This window comes from Massilia sp. MS-15 (genome assembly GCF_020176695.1).
In the GTDB taxonomy this organism is placed as follows: domain Bacteria; phylum Pseudomonadota; class Gammaproteobacteria; order Burkholderiales; family Burkholderiaceae_D; genus Telluria; species Telluria hydrophila.
Window position 1 is genome coordinate 114,677 of record NZ_JAIWIA010000001.1, and the last position, 18,042, is coordinate 132,718.

The window sequence follows — 18,042 nt, forward strand, 5'->3', positions numbered from 1 at the left end:
GGCAGTTTATTGAGGCAGTTTGCCGGCAGCGACATGTTGCAGGAGGTCGGTGACCGACACCTGCAGCGTTTCAGCGATCGGCGCCGGGTACAGGCCCATCCACAGGGTGGCGATGGCCAGCACGCCCAGGATGGCGAACTCGCGGCCGTTCAGGTCGGTCAGTTCGGCGACGTGCTTGTTGCCGACCGGGCCGAACACGACGCGCTTGACCATCCACAGCGAGTAGGCGGCGCCCAGGATCAGGGCGGTGCCCGCCAGCAGGCCGGTCCAGAAGTTGAACTCGACGGCGCCCAGGATCACCATGAATTCGCCGATGAAGCCCGAGGTGGCCGGCAGGCCGGCATTGGCCATCGAGAACAGCACGGCAAAGGCGGCGAACTTCGGCATGGTGTTGACCACGCCGCCGTAGTCGGCGATTTCACGCGAATGCACGCGGTCGTACAGCACGCCGATGCACAGGAACATCGCGCCCGACACGAAGCCGTGCGAGATCGACTGCATCAGGCCGCCCTGCACGCCCAGGTCGTTGAACATGAAGAAGCCCAAGGTCACGAAGCCCATGTGCGCGATCGACGAGTAGGCGACCAGTTTCTTCATGTCCTTCTGGACCAGGGCCACCAGGCCGATGTAGATCACGGCGACCAGCGACAGCACGATGACGCCCGGGGCCAGGTACTGCGAGGCGTCCGGGGTGATCGGCAGCGAAAAACGCAGGAAGCCGTAGGCGCCCAGTTTCAGCATGATCGCGGCCAGCACCACGGAACCGCCGGTCGGCGCTTCCACGTGGGCGTCCGGCAGCCAGGTGTGCACCGGCCACATCGGCACCTTCACGGCGAAGGCCATGAAGAAGGCGATGAAGATCAGGATCTGCTCGTTCATCGTGAGCGGCAGCTTGTGCCATTCCAGGATGTCGAAGGAACCGGAGGCGTTGTACAGGTAGACGATCGCGACCAGGGTCAGCAGCGAGCCGAAGAACGTGTACAGGAAGAACTTGAATGCCGCGTACACACGATTCGGGCCGCCGAACACGCCGATGATGATGTACATCGGGATCAGGGTGGCTTCGAAGAAGAAGTAGAACAGCAGGCCGTCCAGCGAGGCGAACACGCCGATCATCAGGCCCGACAGGATCAGGAAGGAACCCATGTACTGGCCGACGCGCTCGTCGATCACCTGCCACGCCGCCAGCACCACGATGATGGTGATGAAGGCGGTCAGCGGCACGAACCACAGGGACAGGCCGTCCACGCCCAGCTTGTAGAACACGTTGAAGCGGTCGATCCAGGCGGCCGCTTCGTAGAACTGCATGCCGTGGGCGGCGCTGTCGAAGTTCATGATCAGCGGCAGCGTCGGCAGGAAGCTGACGACCGCGCCGCTGAGTGCCAGCATGCGGGTCAGGCCCTTGTTGCCTTCACGGCCGACGGCCAGCACGACCAGGCCGAAGACGATCGGGAGCCAGATCGCCAGGCTCAGGTAAGGTGGAAATGTAGAAATTGACTGCATCATTTTTCGCTTTTCTTAGCTTTGCCTGTGATTAACCGCGCCAGAACGGGAAGAAATACATCAGCGATGCCAGTACGCCGACAATCATCAGGAAGGCGTAGTGGTAGATGTAACCGGTCTGGAGGTGGCGCACGACGGTCGAGAACCAGCCGACCAGCCTGGCCGAACCGTTGACCAGCAGGCCGTCGATCAGGCCGCGGTCGCCCACCTTCCACAGGCCGCCACCGATGGCGCGCGCGCCGCCGGCAAAGACTGCCTGGTTGAACTTGTCCATGTAGTACTTGTTGTCCAGCAGGGTGTGCAGGAAGGTGAACTTGGCATAGAACCAGGCCGGGACGCGTGGGTTGACCATGTAGCAGTAGTAGGCGGCCACCACGCCGGCCAGCGCCAGCCAGAACGGTGCGGTCTGCAGGCCGTGGATCGCCATCGCCATCGGGCCGTGGAACATCTCGTTCAGCTCGGCCATGGCCGGGTGGCTCGGGTTGACGGTGATGACGCCCTTGAAGAAGTCGCCATGCAGCATCGGGCCGATGGCCAGGTAGCCGATGATGACCGACGGGATCGCCAGCAGGACCAGCGGCAGGGTCACGACCCATGGCGACTCGTGCGGCTTGTCGCCCGGCTGCAGTCCGTGGTGGTGATGGTCGTCGTGCGCGTCGTGCGCGTCCTCTTCATTGTGCGCATCCGAATCGTGGCCGTGGCTGTGCGGCTGCGGCTTGTTCCAGCGCGATTCGCCATGGAACACCAGGAAGTACATGCGGAACGAGTAGAAGGCGGTCACGAACACGCCGGCCAGCACGGCGAAGTTGGCGAAGCCGGCGCCCGGCAGGTTCGATGCGTGGACCGCTTCGATGATCGAGTCCTTCGAGTAGAAGCCCGAGAACAACGGGGTACCGATCAGGGCCAGCGAGCCCAGCAGCGAGGTGATCCAGGTGATCGGCATGTACTTGCGCAGGCCGCCCATGTTGCGCATGTCCTGGTCGTGGTGCATGCCGATGATGACCGAACCGGCGCCAAGGAACAGCAGCGCCTTGAAGAAGGCGTGGGTCATCAGGTGGAACACGGCCACCGAGTAGGCCGACACGCCCAGCGCGACGGTCATGTAGCCCAGCTGCGAAAGCGTGGAATAAGCAACGACGCGCTTGATGTCGTTCTGAATGATGCCCAGGAAGCCCATGAACAGCGCGGTGATCGAGCCGATCACGATGATGAAGCTCAGCGCGCCGTCCGACAGTTCGAACAGCGGCGACATGCGCGACACCATGAAGATGCCGGCGGTAACCATGGTTGCCGCGTGGATCAGTGCCGAGATCGGGGTCGGGCCTTCCATCGAGTCCGGCAGCCAGACGTGCAGCGGGAACTGCGCGGATTTACCCATCGCGCCGATGAACAGGCAGATACAGGCGGCGGTCAGCAGCGGCCAGCCGATGCCCGGCACGGTCATCTGCGACAGCGCGTCCGCCTTGGCGAACACCTCGGTGTACTGCATCGAGCCGGAAGCGGCCAGCAGCAGGCCGATGCCGAGGATGAAGCCGAAGTCGCCGACGCGGTTGACCAGGAAGGCCTTCATGTTGGCGAAGATCGCGGTCGGGCGGGTGTACCAGAAGCCGATCAGGAGGTACGAGACCAGGCCCACCGCTTCCCAGCCGAAGAACAGCTGCAGGAAGTTGTTGGACATGACCAGCATCAGCATCGAGAACGTGAACAGCGAGATGTACGAGAAGAAGCGGTTGTAGCCTTCGTCCTCGGCCATGTAGCCGATCGTGTAGATGTGGACCATCAGCGAGACCGACGTGACCACGCACATCATCATCGCCGACAGGGTGTCGATCTGGAAGCCGACGGCCAGCTTCAGGTCGCCGACCATCATCCAGGTATAGATGTCTTCGTTGAAGACCGGTGCGCCATCCAGCACCGCCATCAGGGTCTGGACCGAGATGATCAGCGCGACCAGCACGCCGAGGATGGTCGCGGTGTGCGAGACCTTGCGGCCGACGACATTACCAAAGAACTTGGTGCCCAGCAGGCCGGCGATCGCCGAGCCTGCGAGCGGCGCCAGCGGCACCGCCAGTAACATTGAGGAAGAGAGTTGCCCCGCCATGTTGAACCTTAATCGTTATTGTTTATCTAGCCGAGACCGGATCAACCCTTGAGGGTGTCGAGGTCTTCCACATTGATCGTGTCCAGGTTACGGAACAGGACCACCAGGATCGCCAGGCCGATTGCCGATTCGGCAGCCGCGACGGTCAGGATGAAGAACACGAAGATCTGCCCCGCCGCGTCGCCCAGGTAGTGGGAAAACGCGATGAAGTTCAGGTTCACCGCCAGCAGCATCAGTTCGATGGCCATCAGCAGGATGATGATGTTCTTCCGGTTCATGAAGATACCGATCACCGAGATCGCGAACAGGATCGCGCCCAGGATCAGGTAGTGTGCGAGCGACAAAGTCATGGTGCCTCCTTCGGTACTGCAGCGGCGGCGGCTGCTGCTTTTTCAGCATTGGCTGCATCGATCGCGCGCTGGTTGACCGCATCCATCTTGACGATGCGCAGGCGGTCGTTACGCTTGACGCGGACGGCGAGGCCCGGGTCGATTGCTTTGGTGTCCTTGCGCTTGCGCAGGGTCAGGGCGACTGCGGCAATGATCGCCACCAGCAGGATCACGGCCGCGATCTCGAAGCCGTAGATGTACTTGGTATAGATCAGCAGGCCCAGCTCCTTGGTGCCGCCGATGTTCAGCGCGGCGGCCTCGGCCGACAGGGCGGTCTGCTTGTAGGCGCGGTACAGGACGGCGGCCATTTCCAGCACGATCACGGCGCCGATGCTCGACGCCACCGGCAGGTAGCCCCAGAAGCCTTCGCGCATCTTGTCGATGTTGATGTCGAGCATCATCACGACGAAGAGGAACAGCACCATCACGGCACCGACGTAGACCAGCACCAGCACGATGGCGAGGAACTCGGCCTTCAGCAGCAGCCAGATGCCGGCCGCGTTGAAGAAGGCCAGCACCAGGAACAGCGCGGCGTGGACCGGGTTCTTGGTGGTGATGACGCGCAGGCTGGCCAGCACCATGATGGCCGCGAACACGTAGAACAACACAGAGGTGAATGAGAATTCCATGACTTTTAAGCCTTCTTATTAGCGGGCCATTAGCGATAGCGCGCGTCCGCCTCGCGGGCGGCGGCGATGTCGGCTTCGTAGCGGTCGCCCACGGCGAGCAGCATCTCTTTGGTGTAGTAGAGGTCGCCGCGTTTCTCGCCGTGGTATTCCAGCACGTGGGTTTCGACGATCGAGTCGACCGGGCAGGACTCTTCGCAGAAGCCGCAGAAGATGCACTTGGTCAGGTCGATGTCGTAGCGCGTGGTGCGGCGGGTGCCGTCCTCGCGCTGCGCCGACTCGATCGTGATCGCCATGGCCGGGCAGACCGCCTCGCACAGCTTGCAGGCGATGCAGCGCTCTTCCCCGTTGGGGTAGCGACGCAGGGCGTGCAGGCCGCGGAAGCGGTTCGACATCGGCGTCTTCTCTTCCGGGTACTGGACCGTGATCTTGCGCGACAGCGCATACTTGCCGGTCAGGGCCAGGCCCTTGAAGAGTTCGGACAGCATCAGGCTGCCGACGATTTCTTTAATCCGATTCATTTTCGTTTGATTCCTTACTTCACAGGCAGCCAGATGTTCCACGGCGAGTGCATCCAGATGGCGACTACGACCAGCCAGATCAGGGTCAGCGGGATGAACACTTTCCAGCCGAGGCGCATGATCTGGTCATAGCGGTAGCGCGGGAAGGTGCCGCGGACCCAGATCATCAGCGAGACCATGATGAACATCTTCAGGAACAGCCAGAAGAAGCCAACGACGGGGCCGAGGTCCAGGAAGCCGAACGGTGCCGACCAGCCGCCCAGGAACAGGATCGATGCCAGGGTGGCGATCAGGATCATGTTGGCGTATTCGGCCAGCATGAACATCGCATACGACATGCCCGAGTATTCGACCATGTGGCCGGCAACGATCTCGGATTCGCCTTCCACCACGTCGAACGGGTGGCGGTTGCATTCGGCCAGGCCGGAGACGAAATAGATCACGAACAGCGGCAGCAGCGGCAGCCAGTTCCACGACAGGAAGTTCAGGCCCATGTCGGCGAAGGTGCCCATTTGCTGGCTGATCACGATGTCGGTCATGTTCAGGCTGCCGGTCACCATCAGCACCACCACCAGCACGAAGCCGATCGGGATTTCATACGAAATCATCTGGGCCGAAGCGCGCATCGCGCCCATGAACGAGTACTTCGAGTTCGACGCCCAGCCGGCGATGATGATGCCGTAGACTTCCATCGAGGTAATCGCCATCAGGAACAGCAGGCCGGCGTTGACATTGGCCAGCGCGGCCTGCGGGCCGAACGGGACCACCGCCCAGGCCGCCAGGGCCGGCATGATGGTCATAATCGGGCCGATCACGAACAGGCTGCGGTTGGCCTTGGCCGGGATGACGATTTCCTTGAGCAGCAGCTTGACCGCATCGGCGATCGGCTGCAGCAGGCCGCCAGGACCCACGCGGTTCGGACCGACGCGGATCTGGATCCAGCCGATCAGCTTGCGCTCCCACAGGGTCAGGTAGGCGACCAGGCCCATCAGCGGCAGCAGGACCACCACGATCTTCAGCAGGTTCCAGACCAGCGGCCAGGCCTGGCCGAGCATGTCGGCCCCGCCGGCGTTCAGCGTATCGATAAAACCGGGCGTTGCCATTATTTGCCGCCTCCTACCTGTGCAACTGCTTTTTCAACATTGATCGGACCGAACATCGCACCCAGCGTCGCGACAGCCGGATGGCCGGCGGCCACGCGTACGGCGTTCGACGGCAGCCCGGCGTCCACGGTGGCAACCAGGACGGCGCTGCCGCTGCCCTGCGCCACGCGCACGGTGTCGCCGGAGCGCACGCCGATCTGCTCGGCCACGGCCTTCGACAGGGTCACCAGCGGCGCATTCGCGTCGGCGGTGCGCTGCAGCGGTTCCGAACGGCGCGCCAGGGCGTCGGTGAAGTAGATCGGCACGTCGGCGACGCGCTCGAGCTGGCCGGCCGGGGCGTAGCTGCCCGCGCTCGGCGCCAGCTTCGCCACATTGTTCAGCTTGGCGGACAGGTCGGTGACGCCCTTGCCGATCGCTTCATCGCGGATCGATTCCGAAGTCTCGTAGTCGAAGCCCTGCAGGCCCAGCAGGTTGCCGAGCACGCGCAGCACTTTCCAGGCCGGACGGGTCTCGCCCAGCGGCTTGACGGTGCCGTTGAAGCTCTGGGCACGGCCTTCGCAGTTCACGAAGGTGCCGGCGGTCTCGGTAAACGGCGAGACCGGCAGCAGCACGTCGGCGAAGTCCATGCCGTGCCTGAAGGCCGACATGGCGACAACCATGTCGGCGCCATCCAGCGCGGCCCTGGCCTGCTGCGGATTGCCTGCGTCCAGTTCCGGTTCCGCGTGCAGCAGCACGTAGGCTTTCTTCGGCGATGCGAACACCGGTTCAGTCTCGCCCGCGCCCTTGCCGGTGGCGCCGACGAGGTAGCCGCCGACGGTGTTGGCGGCGTCGACCAGGTAGCCGAAGGAGCAGCCGGTCTGCTCGGCGATCCATTGCGCGGCAGCGTGCAGCTTCGAGGCTTGCGGGTGGTACATCGCGCCATTGCCCAGCAGGACTGCGCCCGGCAAGGAGTTGCCCTGGGTATCGACGCCGACCAGGGTCGCGGCGATGGCCTTGCCACCTTCGCTCGGTTCGACGTTGCCGAAGCCGGCCGGTGCGGCGATGTCCTTGGCCAGGGCCACGGCAACCACGACTTCCGACAGCGCGGCCAGCCAGTCGCTTGGGGCGGCGACCAGCTTGTTCGCCACCGGCATCAGGAGCTCGTCGTCGCTCGCGCCCAGCAGCGACAGCTTGGCGCCGCCCTTGGTAGCGGTGCGCAGGCGGGTCGCGACCAGCGGGTGGTCCTTGCGCAGGTTGGAGCCGATGACGAAGGCGCGCTTCAGCTGCGAGAAGTGCGCGATCGGCATGCCCAGCCACGGGGTGACCTGGCCGCTAAGGGCGAAGTCGGTCTGGCGCAGGCGGAACTCGATGTTGCTGGATCCGAGGCCGCGGGTGAGCTTGTTCAGCAGGTAGAGTTCTTCCAGCGTCGAGTGCGGGGTCGCGACGGCGGCGATGCTGTCGGCGCCGTGCTCGTGGCGGATGTTACGCAGGCCGTGGGCCACGTATTCCAGCGCGGTCTGCCAGTCGGTGTCGATCCACTTGCCGTCCTGCTTGATCATCGGGCCGGTCAGGCGGTCGGCATTGTCCAGGGCTTCGTACGAGAAGCGGTCCTTGTCCGACAGCCAGCATTCGTTGATGGCTTCGTTCTCCAGCGGCAGCACGCGCATGACCTTGCCGCCCTTGACCTGGACGATCAGGTTCGAGCCGAGCGAGTCGTGCGGCGCGATCGACTTGCGGCGCTGCAGTTCCCACGGGCGTGCCGAATAGCGGAACGGCTTGGACGTCAAGGCGCCGACCGGGCACAGGTCGATCATATTGCCCGATACTTCCGAGTCCACCGTCTTGCCCACGAAGGTGGTGATTTCCGAATGCTCGCCGCGGCCGACCATGCCGAATTCCATCACGCCGGCCACTTCCTGGCCGAAACGCACGCAACGGGTGCACTGGATGCAGCGCGACATCTCTTCCATCGAGATCAGGGGGCCGGCCTCTTTCGGGGCCACCACGCGCTTTTCTTCGTCGTAGCGCGAGTTGCTCTTGCCGTAGCCGACGGCCAGGTCCTGCAGCTGGCATTCGCCGCCCTGGTCGCAGATCGGGCAATCCAGCGGGTGGTTGATGAGCAGGAACTCCATCACCGACTTCTGTGCCTGCACGGCCTTGTCGCTGTGGGTGCGCACGATCATGCCCGGCGACACCGGGGTCGCGCAGGCCGGCAGCGGCTTGGGTGCCTTTTCGACTTCGACCAGGCACATGCGGCAGTTCGCTGCGATCGACAGTTTCTTGTGATAGCAGAAGTGCGGGATGTAGGTCCCGAGTTTGTTTGCGGCGTCCATCACCATGGAACCTGGTGCGACTTCGACTTTTTTGCCGTCTAATTCAATTTCAACCATTTGATCGTTACCTGACCTGGTTTAAAGGTATGCGGGCACGAGGCAGTGCTTGTGCTCGATGTGATATTCGAATTCCTCGCGGAAGTTCTTGATCATCGCTTCCACCGGCATCGCGGCGGCGTCGCCCAGCGCGCAGATGGTGCGGCCCTTGATGTTGCCGGCGATGTTGTTCAGCAGGTCCATGTCTTCCGGACGGCCCTTGCCGTGCTCGATGCGGTGGACCATGCGGTACATCCAGCCGGTGCCTTCGCGGCACGGGGTGCACTGGCCGCAGGATTCTTCGTAGTAGAAGTACGAGAGGCGCAGCAGCGACTTGACCATGCAGCGGGTCTCGTCCATGACGATCACGGCGCCCGAACCCAGCATCGAGCCGGCCTTGGCGATCGAATCGTAGTCGAGGTCGGTATCCATCATGACCTCGCCGCGGATCACCGGCGCCGACGAACCGCCCGGGATGACGGCCTTGATCTTCTTGCCGCCGCGCATGCCACCGGCCAACTCCATCAGCTTGGCGAACGGGGTGCCCAGCGGGACTTCGTAGTTGCCCGGACGCTCGACGTCGCCCGAGATCGAGAAGATCTTGGTACCGCCGTTGTTCGGCTTGCCGAGCGCCATGTAGTTTTCCGGGCCCATGTTCAGCAGGAATGGAACCGCAGCAAAAGTCTCGGTGTTGTTGATCGTGGTCGGCTTGCCGTACAGGCCGAACGAGGCCGGGAACGGCGGCTTGAAGCGCGGCTGGCCCTTCTTGCCCTCCAGCGACTCGAGCAGCGCGGTTTCTTCGCCGCAGATGTAGGCGCCGTAGCCGTGGTGGGCATGCAGCTGGAACGAGAAGTTCGAGCCCATGATGTTATCGCCCAGGAAGCCGGCGGCGCGCGCCTCTTCCAGCGCTTCCTCGAAGCGCAGGTATTCCTGGAAGATCTCGCCGTGGATGTAGTTGTAGCCCACGGTGATGCCCATCGCGTAGGCGCCGATGGCCATGCCTTCGATCAGCGCGTGCGGGTTGTAGCGAATGATGTCGCGGTCCTTGAAGGTACCCGGCTCGCCTTCGTCGGTATTGCAGACGAGGTATTTCTGGCCCGGGAACTGGCGCGGCATGAAGCTCCACTTCAGGCCGGTCGGGAAACCGGCGCCGCCGCGGCCACGCAGGCCCGAGGCCTTCAGGTCGGCAATGACCTGCTCCTGGGTGACGCCGCCTTCGAGGATGCGGCGCAGCGCCGAATAGCCGCCGCGCTTGACGTAGTCTTCCAGGTGCCAGTTCTCGCCGTTCAGATCCTTCAGGATCAGCGGATTGATGTGACGATCGTGCAGGCTGGTCATTTGTTCTGTTCCTTCAGTTCCGCGATCAGGGCGTCGATCTTCTCGTCGCTCATGAACGAGCACATGCGGTGGTTATTCACCAGCATCACCGGTGCGTCGCCACAGGCGCCCATGCACTCGCCTTCCATCAGCGTGAACTGGCCGTCGGCGGTGGTCTCGCGGTAGTCGATGCCGAGCGCGTCCTTGATGCGCTGGCCGGCGCGCTCGCCGCCCGACAGGGCGCAAGGCAGGTTGGTGCAGACCGTGATCTTGGCCTTGCCCACCGGCTTCAGGTTGTACATGTTGTAGAAGGTCGCGACTTCCTGCACAGCGATGGCCGGCATGCCGATGTAGTCGGCGATCTCCTGCATGGTTTCCGGCGACAGCCAGCCCAGTTCGACCTGGGCGTGGGCCAGCGAAGCCATCACGGCGGACTGGCGTTGATCGGCTGGGTACTTGGCCAGCTCGCGATCGATCTTTTTATAGCAATCCTGCGATAACATTTTGGTTGTCCTTCTTACCTATCGATACTGCCGAACACGATGTCCTGGGTGCCGATGATGGCCACTGCGTCGGCAATCATGTGGCCGCGCGACATTTCGTCGAGGCTCTGCAGGTGGACGTAGTCCGGGGTGCGGATCTTCAGGCGGTAGGGCTTGTTGGCGCCGTCCGACACGATGTAGATGCCGAACTCGCCCTTCGGGTGCTCGACCGCCGCATAAGCCTCGCCTTCAGGCACGTGGAAGCCTTCGGTGAACAGCTTGAAGTGGTGGATCAGCGATTCCATGTTGGACTTCATGTCCATGCGGTTCGGCGGCACGATCTTGTGGTTGTCGATCATGACCGGACCCGCGTTCACGCGCAGCCAGGCGATGCACTGCTTGATGATGCGGTTCGACTGGCGCATTTCTTCGATACGCACCAGATAGCGGTCATAGGAGTCGCCGTTGGTGCCGACCGGGATATCGAACTCGACCTTGTCATAGGCCGCGTAGGGCTGCATCTTGCGCAGGTCCCATTCCACGCCCGAGCCGCGCAGCATGGCGCCGGTGAAGCCCATCGCTTTCGCGTCTTCCGGCGAGACCACGCCGATGCCGACGGTACGCTGCTTCCAGATACGGTTGTCGGTCAGCAGGGTTTCGTATTCGTCCACGTAGCCATCGAAACGTTTCGTGAACGCGTCCAGGAAATCCAGCACCGAGCCCTGGCGGTCGCGGTTCAGCTCGTCGATCGCCTTCTTCGAGCGGATCGGCGATTCCTTGTGCTGCGGCATGCGGTCCGGCAGGTCGCGGTACACGCCGCCCGGGCGGTAGTAGGCCGCGTGCATGCGCGCGCCCGACACGGCTTCGTACACGTCGAACAGGTCTTCGCGGTCACGGAAGGCGTACAGGAATGGGCCCATGGCGCCGATGTCGAGCGCGTGCGCGCCCAGCCACATCAGGTGGTTCAGGATACGGGTGATCTCGTCGAACATCGTGCGGATGTACTGCGCGCGGATCGGCGCTTCGACGCCGAGCAGCTTCTCGATCGCCAGCACGTAGCCGTGCTCGTTGCACATCATCGACACGTAGTCGAGGCGGTCCATGTACGGGACCGACTGCAGGTAGGTGCGGGTCTCGGCCAGCTTCTCGGTGCCGCGGTGCAGCAGGCCGATGTGCGGGTCGGCGCGCTGGATCACTTCGCCGTCCAGCTCCAGCACGAGGCGCAGCACGCCGTGCGCTGCCGGGTGCTGCGGACCAAAGTTCAGGGTGTAATTCTTAAGCTCAGCCATTATTTCGATGTCCCGTAGGTTTCTTCACGGATCACGCGCGGGATGTTCTCGCGCGGCTCGATCGTTACCGGTTGGTAGATCACGCGCTTCTGTTCAGGGTCGTAGCGCATCTCGACATAGCCCGTGATCGGGAAGTCCTTGCGGAACGGGTGGCCGATGAAGCCGTAGTCGGTCAGGATGCGGCGCAGGTCGCCATGGCCGTCGAACAGGATGCCGAACAGGTCGAAGGCTTCGCGCTCGAACCAGTTGGCGGCGCGCCAGATCGGCGTGATCGACTCGACCATCGGCATGTCGTCATCAAGGCAGAAGGTGCGCACACGCACGCGCCAGTTGTGCTTGAGCGAGAGCAGGTGCACGACCACCGCGAAGCGCGGGCCGTCCCAGGTGCCTTCGCCGTACTGGGAATAGTCGACGCCGCACAGGTCGATCATTTCTTCGAAGGCGAGCGCCGGGTCGTCGCGCAGGGCCTGCATCGTCCTGATATAGTCGGCGGCCTTGACCACCACGGTCAGTTCGCCCAGCGCCGAGGTGATCGCGGCGCCCTCGCCCAGTGCGTGTTGAAGGGCGAGTTGGAGGGTTTCGAGTTTCGTCGTCATGGTGTTTCGCCGTTCTTAGCGCGCGATGGTATTGGTGCGCTTGATCTTGTTCTGCAGCTGCATGATGCCGTACAGCAGGGCTTCCGCAGTCGGCGGGCAGCCCGGCACGTAGACGTCGACCGGCACGATGCGGTCGCAGCCGCGCACCACCGAGTACGAATAGTGGTAGTAGCCGCCACCGTTGGCGCAGGACCCCATCGAGATCACCCAGCGCGGTTCGGCCATCTGGTCGTACACCTTGCGCAGGGCGGGAGCCATCTTGTTGCACAGCGTGCCGGCGACGATCATCACGTCGGACTGGCGCGGCGACGGGCGGAACACAATGCCAAAACGGTCGAGATCGTAGCGGGCGGCGCCCACATGCATCATCTCGACCGCGCAGCAGGCCAGGCCAAACGTCATCGGGAACATCGATCCCGTGCGCGCCCAGTTGATCAGCTTATCGGCTGTGGTGGTAATGAAACCTTCGTTTAATACGCCTTCAATTGCCATGGCTTATTCCCAATCAAGGGCACCTTTCTTCCAGATGTACCAGAAGCCCACGACGAATTCGGCGATGAACACCATCATCGTGATGAAACCGGTCCAGCCCAGTTCGCGCATCGAGACGCCCCATGGGAAGAAGAATGCCGTTTCCAGATCAAACAAAATAAACAGGATCGCCACCAGGTAGTAGCGAACGTCGAACTTCATGCGCGCGTCTTCGAAGGCCTCAAAGCCGCATTCATAGGGGGACAGCTTGGCTGCGTCGGGACGGTGCGGGCCGAGCACGCGGCCGAGCACCTGGGGAGCGACACCGACGCCGATGCCAACCAGGATAAAGAGAAGGACGGGGAGATAATTTTCGAGGTTCACGATGAAGCCTGTATTGAACGATCGGTTAATGAAACACTGCTGGGATGCAGCGCCGACCCATCCGCCCCTGGCTGAGGACCTTCCACCAGGACCAGTTGGATCGTAAAAAAGCCAGCTCAGGCAGGAGAGCGAATGCTCAGTGCGCCCTTGCTGGCTTCTTTGTATCTTGGTGCCGACGGCGAGACTCGAACTCGCACAGCTTGCGCCACTACCCCCTCAAGATAGCGTGTCTACCAATTTCACCACGTCGGCTGGAGACCAGTATTTTAACCTGCTTTAGCGATACTTTTCAATGCACAAATTGCGCTATCACAAGGAAATTACGCATTTGCTCATCTTTTCATTGAAGCGTGCCAAACTTTATAGCAGGGCTGGCAGCAATGAGCGGATTCGGTCCGCCCTTGCGGGCGTTCTTGCATCGTCTGGCATCTGGCGCCACAGGCGGCGCGCCCGGTAGCGAGCCGCATTCTACTCCGAATCGGCAACGGGCGCGCGCCCGCCCCGCCTTACTTCGCCGGCGCGGCAGGCGCGGCAGGTGCCGGCGCTGCGGGCACCGCCGGTGCCGGCGCGGCCGCGGTCGACGGCGCCGGATTCGACACGCCCGGGGTTTGCGGGATGTCGTTGACCGGGACGGCCGGTGCGTTGGCCGCACCGGCGTTCGGGCCCGCGCCCGGCACGTCGCTCGGGATACCCGTAGCCGGCGCCGACGAGGACGGCACCGTGACGCGCTCCATCACGCCGCCATCGACGCTGGCAGGGGCACGGCTGTTGCCGGCCCAGGCCAGGGCCAGGGTCGAGGCGAAGAACACGGCGGCGGCGACGGCGGTCGACTTCGACAGGAAGTTCGACGAGCCCGAGGCGCCGAACAGGCTGCCCGAGGCACCGGAGCCGAAGGCCGCACCCATGTCGGCGCCCTTGCCGTGCTGGACCAGCACCAGGCCGATGATGGCCAGGGCCGAAATAACCTGCACGACAATAATCAGATTGAACACGGTGTTCATTGCAATTCCATTTCCAAGTTAACGACGATTGATACAGCGACGATTGATACTGCGACGATTGAATACTGCTGTGTTTGTTGAATTATGCGGCGTGGACGATACCGAGGAAATCCGCCGCCTTCAGGGCCGCGCCGCCGATCAGGCCGCCATCGATATCGGGCTGGGCCATCAGGTCCGCCGCATTATCCGGCTTCATGCTGCCGCCGTACAGCAGCAGCGTGGTCTCCGCGGCCGCGGCGTTGCAGGCGCGCAGCTTCTGGCGCAGGGCGGCGTGCACTTCCTGGGCCATGGCCGGGGTGGCGGTCCTGCCGGTACCGATCGCCCATACCGGCTCGTAGGCCAGCACGATCTTGCCGACGGCCTCGGCCCCGACCGCTTCCAGCACGGCGTCGAGCTGGGCGCCGACCACGGCCATGGTCTGGCCGGCTTCGCGCTGCTCCAGGGTTTCACCGACGCACACGATCGGGGTCAGGCCGGCCTCCAGCGCCGCCTTTGCCTTCTTGGCCACCAGCGCATCGCTCTCGCCATGGTAGGCGCGGCGTTCGGAGTGGCCGACGATCACGTAGCGGGAACCGAAATCCTGCAGCATCGACATGCACACCTCGCCGGTATAGGCGCCGACCGGATGGCAGGACACGTCCTGCGCGCCCCAGGCGATGGGCGAACCCTGCAGCAGTGCTTCGCACTGGAACAGATAGGGCGCGGGCACGCATACCGCCACCGCCGCCCTGGGCTGGCCCAGTCCTTCCAGGATACCGTTCAGCAGCGTGGCATTGGCCGCGCGGCTGCCGTTCATCTTCCAGTTACCTACGACGAGTTTGGAGCGCATACGAGTCCACAATGAAATAACCCGCTATTCTAGCGGTCGAATATGTGGCGGTCAAACAATGGCTGAGCATCTGCCGGGCCGCCACTTCCCTTTTTGATTCAATCCCTTAGCGCACTTCCAGCACGATCTTGCCGACGTGCGTGCTGGACTCCATCAGCGCATGCGCCGCGGCCGCCTCGGCCAGCGGGAAGCTGCTGTGGATGACCGGCTTGAGCCTGCCTTCGGCAAACAGCGGCCACACCCGCTCGCGCAGGCTGCGCGCGATCGCGGCCTTGAAGGCGACCGGGCGCGGGCGCAGGGTCGAGCCGCTGATGGAGAGGCGCCGGCGCAGCACCTGGCCCAGGTCGATTTCGGCCTTCGCGCCGCCCAGCAGCGCGATCAGGGCGATGCGGCCGTCGTCGGCCAGGCAGTCGATCTCGCGCGGAATGTAGTCGCCGGCCACCATGTCGAGGATGACGTTCACGCCCTTCCCGCCCGTCAGCTCCTTGACCACCTGGACAAAGTCCTCGCTACGGTAGTTGATGCCGCGCTCGGCGCCCAGCGCTTCGCAGGCGCGGCATTTGTCATCGGTGCCGGCGGTGGCGAACACGCGGTGGCCAAGGGCCGCGGCGAGCTGGATCGCGGTCACGCCGATGCCGGAGCTGCCACCCTGCACCAGCAGCGATTCACCCGGCGCCAGTTGCGCCCGGTCGAACACATTTGACCAAACGGTAAAAAATGTCTCCGGCAGCGACGCGGCTTCCAGCGCACTCAGGCCGGGCGGAACCGGCAGGCATTGCTCGGCGGGCGCCGTGCAGTATTCGGCATAGCCGCCGCCCTGCACCAGGGCGCAGACCAGTTCACCTTTCCCCAGGCCAGCCGCCGCATGGTCGCCGCCGACGATCTCGCCGGCCACTTCCAGGCCCGGCAGGTCGGAGGCGCCGGGCGGCACCGGGTACTTGCCGAGGCGCTGCAGCACGTCCGGACGGTTGATGCCGGCCGCGTGGACCTTGATCAAGACTTCCCCCGCCTTCGGCACCGGCATCGGCCGCTCGCACAGCTGCAGGACTTCCGGCTTGCCGGGCTGGGTGATTTCGATGGCGCGCATGGCGACTCCTGCCTTACAAAAACCGCAATTGTAAGGGAGTGCGCGCAAAGCTGCCCGCGCGCGCTCACCCGTGCCGCGGCTGACCTGACAAGGATGGTGTTTCCCATGGCGGCGGCGCCAGCATCGGCCCGCCGCCGTTGAACCAGTGGCGGCGTCCCGCCAGCGTGACGAGCGCGATGTCGACGAAAACGCTGCCCTGCGGATTCCGCGACGACGCATAAAAGCGTGCGCCCACCGTGGCGGAGCGCAATTCGCTCATCCATGCGCCGAGCAATGCACGCAGCTGGCCGGCATACGTGCGCGCGACCGCATCCACGGCCGGGGTGGATGGCTCGCCCCGGCCGGCCAGCAGGTCGAGTACGAGCCCGCCGTCGCCCGTGGCCTGCTCGCGCAGGATCTCGAGCGGCAGGCGACCATCTTCGTCCCGGTCGCGCCCAAGGACGGCCTGGAACAGCCGGTAGGCCGCTTCGCGCATCGCCATCTGGCCTCGGAATTCGTGCGACAGGTGCGCGGCGCAATGGGCCGATGTTTCATACGACACGGTCTTGCCATCGTGGGTGGCGAGGGTGATGCGGCATGCGAACAGGTCGCCGAAGCTGTCGTCGCCCGGCTGCCGCGCGGACGGCAGCCCGAACTCGAGCGCGATGGTGGCGTCCGCCAGCACCTCGGGAGGGAAACCGTGACGGGCAAGCGCGCTGCGCAGGTAGGCGGCGAAGGTACGCGCCACGGACGACGCTTCCGGCAGTGCTGGCGTGGAGCGCCCCTGCAGGAGGTCGAGCCCGACACGATTGCCCGCGGCCTGCGCTTCCGTGTACAGCACGCCCGGCGCCCACAGGCGTTCCAGGTTGTTGTTACGGCTGATGAACTTGCCCAGCAGCCCGGCTGCGATATGGCGCAGCCTGCCCTTTCCAATGACCATGCGCGTTATCCGTCAAGTCCCGCCCCGCCGATCCACCGATTCACCGATCCACCGATGATTGTCCGTGCCCATGCACGGCGCCTCCTAGGCCGCCGCGAACGCCTGGAACAGCGGCGTGCGTCCCTCGTCCACCGCCTGCAGGGCTTGTCGCGCCATCGCGTACGCCCCCTCGTAGGACTTGGCGGCGGCGATGAAGCGGCCGTTGTGGCAGAACTTCGCGTCCGGCACCCCGGTCACCGCCGCCAGGTCGGCGTCGCGCAGGCCGGCCCAGCTCTCGGGCAGGTCGGCGCGCGCATCGAAGCTGTCGACCGTGGCCGGCACCGTATGCAGCATGTAGCGGTCTTCCGACAGGCTGTGGCTGAGCACGAAGAGCACCTTCGGCATCTCCTTGCGCACCACCGAACTCCAGGGCAGCGCCGCGTTCTTCAGGAACAGCAGGCGGCCGTTCTCGAGGGTCTCGGCCTGGCGCACCTGGGCCAGGGCCAGGATCGCGCCGACCCGGTACTTGACCGAGTTGACGATCACCTCGGTGAGGAAGTCCATCGCCTTGCGGAACTGGGCCAGGCGATAGGCGTCGGCCGCTTCGCCATAGCCCAGGCGCTGCTCGTCCAGCCAGTTCGGGTTGAAGCCCGATACCACCGCCGACATGCCATAGCCGCCCGGCGCATTGCGCGCGGCGCCGACGTCGGACAGGTCGAGGTATTGCACGATGTCGGCGTCGATCGCATACGCCATCTGCTGGGCCGTGTCGTCTTCCAGCCGGTGGCCGGTGTGGGCGGCCGCGAGCTGGGCGACGCAGCGCGCGCCATATTCGCGCCAGACCAGGCCGGCGCTGGCATAGGGCACGCCGCTGGCGCGCGCGCCATCGAAACCCTTCTGGTGGTGGTCAAAGCGGCCGCCGGCCGGATCCCAGATGCCGCCGACGTCGACCGCGAAGTCGGCCGCCTCGATGCGCGCCGGTTCGCGCGTGCGCACGATCTCGGCGTCGGGGAAAAGAATGTGCAGGACGGCCACCGCCCACGCGTCGTCCGCATGAAACTTGCCGTTGTGGGTCACGATGACCATGCTTGCTCCAG

The 18,042-nt window shown here is 64.2% G+C and carries 18 protein-coding genes and 1 tRNA gene; all 19 read right to left on the minus strand.

The genetic code is table 11. The annotated features are described in order from the left end of the window. Window positions 1-6: 6 nt before the first annotated feature. Window positions 7-1,506: an NADH-quinone oxidoreductase subunit M gene (locus tag LCI23_RS00530; protein WP_224942423.1), complete on the minus strand. Its 1,500-nt coding sequence runs from the start codon at window positions 1,504-1,506 to the stop codon at window positions 7-9. Between the two features lie 28 nt (window positions 1,507-1,534). Continuing rightward, a complete protein-coding gene (nuoL, locus tag LCI23_RS00535) occupies window positions 1,535-3,604 on the minus strand; it encodes an NADH-quinone oxidoreductase subunit L (RefSeq protein ID WP_224942425.1) in 2,070 nt (689 codons plus the stop codon). A gap of 41 nt (window positions 3,605-3,645) precedes the next feature. After that, window positions 3,646-3,954, minus strand: coding sequence for an NADH-quinone oxidoreductase subunit NuoK (gene nuoK / locus LCI23_RS00540; protein WP_224942427.1), 309 nt, complete (start codon window positions 3,952-3,954; stop codon window positions 3,646-3,648). Further along, entirely contained in the window at window positions 3,951-4,622 is a 672-nt protein-coding gene (locus LCI23_RS00545) for an NADH-quinone oxidoreductase subunit J (RefSeq protein WP_224942429.1), read from the minus strand. The genes nuoK and LCI23_RS00545 overlap by 4 nt, the downstream gene beginning before the upstream one ends. A 29-nt stretch (window positions 4,623-4,651) precedes the next feature. Beyond that, complete coding sequence (gene nuoI / locus LCI23_RS00550; RefSeq protein ID WP_224942432.1) at window positions 4,652-5,140, minus strand: NADH-quinone oxidoreductase subunit NuoI; 489 nt, start codon at window positions 5,138-5,140, stop codon at window positions 4,652-4,654. A gap of 14 nt (window positions 5,141-5,154) precedes the next feature. Further along, the gene (gene nuoH, locus LCI23_RS00555) at window positions 5,155-6,243 is read right to left on the minus strand and encodes an NADH-quinone oxidoreductase subunit NuoH (protein WP_224942440.1); all 1,089 of its coding nucleotides are present in this window, start codon (window positions 6,241-6,243) and stop codon (window positions 5,155-5,157) included. Further along, on the minus strand, window positions 6,243-8,612 hold the full coding sequence (gene nuoG / locus LCI23_RS00560; protein ID WP_224942442.1) for an NADH-quinone oxidoreductase subunit NuoG: 2,370 nt from the start codon (window positions 8,610-8,612) through the stop codon (window positions 6,243-6,245). The genes nuoH and nuoG overlap by 1 nt, the downstream gene beginning before the upstream one ends. A gap of 21 nt (window positions 8,613-8,633) precedes the next feature. Continuing rightward, window positions 8,634-9,929 carry an NADH-quinone oxidoreductase subunit NuoF gene (nuoF, locus tag LCI23_RS00565; protein ID WP_224942444.1) on the minus strand — a complete coding sequence of 432 codons (1,296 nt, stop codon included), beginning with the start codon at window positions 9,927-9,929 and terminating at the stop codon, window positions 8,634-8,636. Next, window positions 9,926-10,411 (minus strand): NADH-quinone oxidoreductase subunit NuoE, encoded by a 486-nt coding sequence (gene nuoE / locus LCI23_RS00570; protein WP_224942450.1) that lies wholly within the window; start codon window positions 10,409-10,411, stop codon window positions 9,926-9,928. The genes nuoF and nuoE overlap by 4 nt, the downstream gene beginning before the upstream one ends. Window positions 10,412-10,425: 14 nt before the next feature. Continuing rightward, window positions 10,426-11,679: an NADH-quinone oxidoreductase subunit D gene (locus tag LCI23_RS00575; RefSeq protein ID WP_224942452.1), complete on the minus strand. Its 1,254-nt coding sequence runs from the start codon at window positions 11,677-11,679 to the stop codon at window positions 10,426-10,428. Then, a complete protein-coding gene (locus LCI23_RS00580) occupies window positions 11,679-12,275 on the minus strand; it encodes an NADH-quinone oxidoreductase subunit C (protein ID WP_224942454.1) in 597 nt (198 codons plus the stop codon). Before LCI23_RS00580 ends, LCI23_RS00575 begins: the two co-directional genes overlap by 1 nt. A gap of 15 nt (window positions 12,276-12,290) precedes the next feature. Beyond that, window positions 12,291-12,767, minus strand: a complete 477-nt coding sequence (locus tag LCI23_RS00585) for an NADH-quinone oxidoreductase subunit B family protein (protein WP_020654624.1) — start codon at window positions 12,765-12,767, stop codon at window positions 12,291-12,293. 3 nt (window positions 12,768-12,770) lie between these two features. Continuing rightward, window positions 12,771-13,130 carry an NADH-quinone oxidoreductase subunit A gene (locus LCI23_RS00590; protein WP_224942456.1) on the minus strand — a complete coding sequence of 120 codons (360 nt, stop codon included), beginning with the start codon at window positions 13,128-13,130 and terminating at the stop codon, window positions 12,771-12,773. 167 nt (window positions 13,131-13,297) lie between these two features. Further along, a tRNA-Leu gene (locus LCI23_RS00595) sits at window positions 13,298-13,382 on the minus strand. 254 nt (window positions 13,383-13,636) lie between these two features. Next, window positions 13,637-14,131 (minus strand): preprotein translocase subunit SecG, encoded by a 495-nt coding sequence (gene secG / locus LCI23_RS00600; RefSeq protein ID WP_224942458.1) that lies wholly within the window; start codon window positions 14,129-14,131, stop codon window positions 13,637-13,639. 82 nt (window positions 14,132-14,213) lie between these two features. Then, window positions 14,214-14,960 (minus strand): triose-phosphate isomerase, encoded by a 747-nt coding sequence (gene tpiA, locus LCI23_RS00605; RefSeq protein WP_224942460.1) that lies wholly within the window; start codon window positions 14,958-14,960, stop codon window positions 14,214-14,216. 106 nt (window positions 14,961-15,066) lie between these two features. Beyond that, window positions 15,067-16,047 carry an NAD(P)H-quinone oxidoreductase gene (locus tag LCI23_RS00610; protein ID WP_224942462.1) on the minus strand — a complete coding sequence of 327 codons (981 nt, stop codon included), beginning with the start codon at window positions 16,045-16,047 and terminating at the stop codon, window positions 15,067-15,069. Between the two features lie 64 nt (window positions 16,048-16,111). Then, window positions 16,112-16,966, minus strand: coding sequence for a hypothetical protein (locus tag LCI23_RS00615; RefSeq protein ID WP_224942464.1), 855 nt, complete (start codon window positions 16,964-16,966; stop codon window positions 16,112-16,114). Window positions 16,967-17,050: 84 nt separating this feature from the next. After that, complete coding sequence (locus LCI23_RS00620) at window positions 17,051-18,031, minus strand: MYG1 family protein (protein WP_224942466.1); 981 nt, start codon at window positions 18,029-18,031, stop codon at window positions 17,051-17,053. Between the last annotated feature and the right edge of the window lie 11 nt (window positions 18,032-18,042).

Excerpts from the sequence above, each read along its gene's own strand:
- LCI23_RS00530 (WP_224942423.1), bottom strand. The coding sequence starts at position 1,506 with ATGATGCAGTCAATTTCTACATTTCCACCTTACCTGAGCCTGGCGATC.
- nuoL (WP_224942425.1), bottom strand. The coding sequence starts at position 3,604 with ATGGCGGGGCAACTCTCTTCCTCAATGTTACTGGCGGTGCCGCTGGCG.
- nuoK (WP_224942427.1), bottom strand. The coding sequence starts at position 3,954 with ATGACTTTGTCGCTCGCACACTACCTGATCCTGGGCGCGATCCTGTTC.
- LCI23_RS00545 (WP_224942429.1), bottom strand. The coding sequence starts at position 4,622 with ATGGAATTCTCATTCACCTCTGTGTTGTTCTACGTGTTCGCGGCCATC.
- nuoI (WP_224942432.1), bottom strand. The coding sequence starts at position 5,140 with ATGAATCGGATTAAAGAAATCGTCGGCAGCCTGATGCTGTCCGAACTC.
- nuoH (WP_224942440.1), bottom strand. The coding sequence starts at position 6,243 with ATGGCAACGCCCGGTTTTATCGATACGCTGAACGCCGGCGGGGCCGAC.
- nuoG (WP_224942442.1), bottom strand. The coding sequence starts at position 8,612 with ATGGTTGAAATTGAATTAGACGGCAAAAAAGTCGAAGTCGCACCAGGT.
- nuoF (WP_224942444.1), bottom strand. The coding sequence starts at position 9,929 with ATGACCAGCCTGCACGATCGTCACATCAATCCGCTGATCCTGAAGGAT.
- nuoE (WP_224942450.1), bottom strand. The coding sequence starts at position 10,411 with ATGTTATCGCAGGATTGCTATAAAAAGATCGATCGCGAGCTGGCCAAG.
- LCI23_RS00575 (WP_224942452.1), bottom strand. The coding sequence starts at position 11,679 with ATGGCTGAGCTTAAGAATTACACCCTGAACTTTGGTCCGCAGCACCCG.
- LCI23_RS00580 (WP_224942454.1), bottom strand. The coding sequence starts at position 12,275 with ATGACGACGAAACTCGAAACCCTCCAACTCGCCCTTCAACACGCACTG.
- LCI23_RS00585 (WP_020654624.1), bottom strand. The coding sequence starts at position 12,767 with ATGGCAATTGAAGGCGTATTAAACGAAGGTTTCATTACCACCACAGCC.
- secG (WP_224942458.1), bottom strand. The coding sequence starts at position 14,131 with ATGAACACCGTGTTCAATCTGATTATTGTCGTGCAGGTTATTTCGGCC.
- tpiA (WP_224942460.1), bottom strand. The coding sequence starts at position 14,960 with ATGCGCTCCAAACTCGTCGTAGGTAACTGGAAGATGAACGGCAGCCGC.
- LCI23_RS00610 (WP_224942462.1), bottom strand. The coding sequence starts at position 16,047 with ATGCGCGCCATCGAAATCACCCAGCCCGGCAAGCCGGAAGTCCTGCAG.
- LCI23_RS00615 (WP_224942464.1), bottom strand. The coding sequence starts at position 16,966 with ATGGTCATTGGAAAGGGCAGGCTGCGCCATATCGCAGCCGGGCTGCTG.
- LCI23_RS00620 (WP_224942466.1), bottom strand. The coding sequence starts at position 18,031 with ATGGTCATCGTGACCCACAACGGCAAGTTTCATGCGGACGACGCGTGG.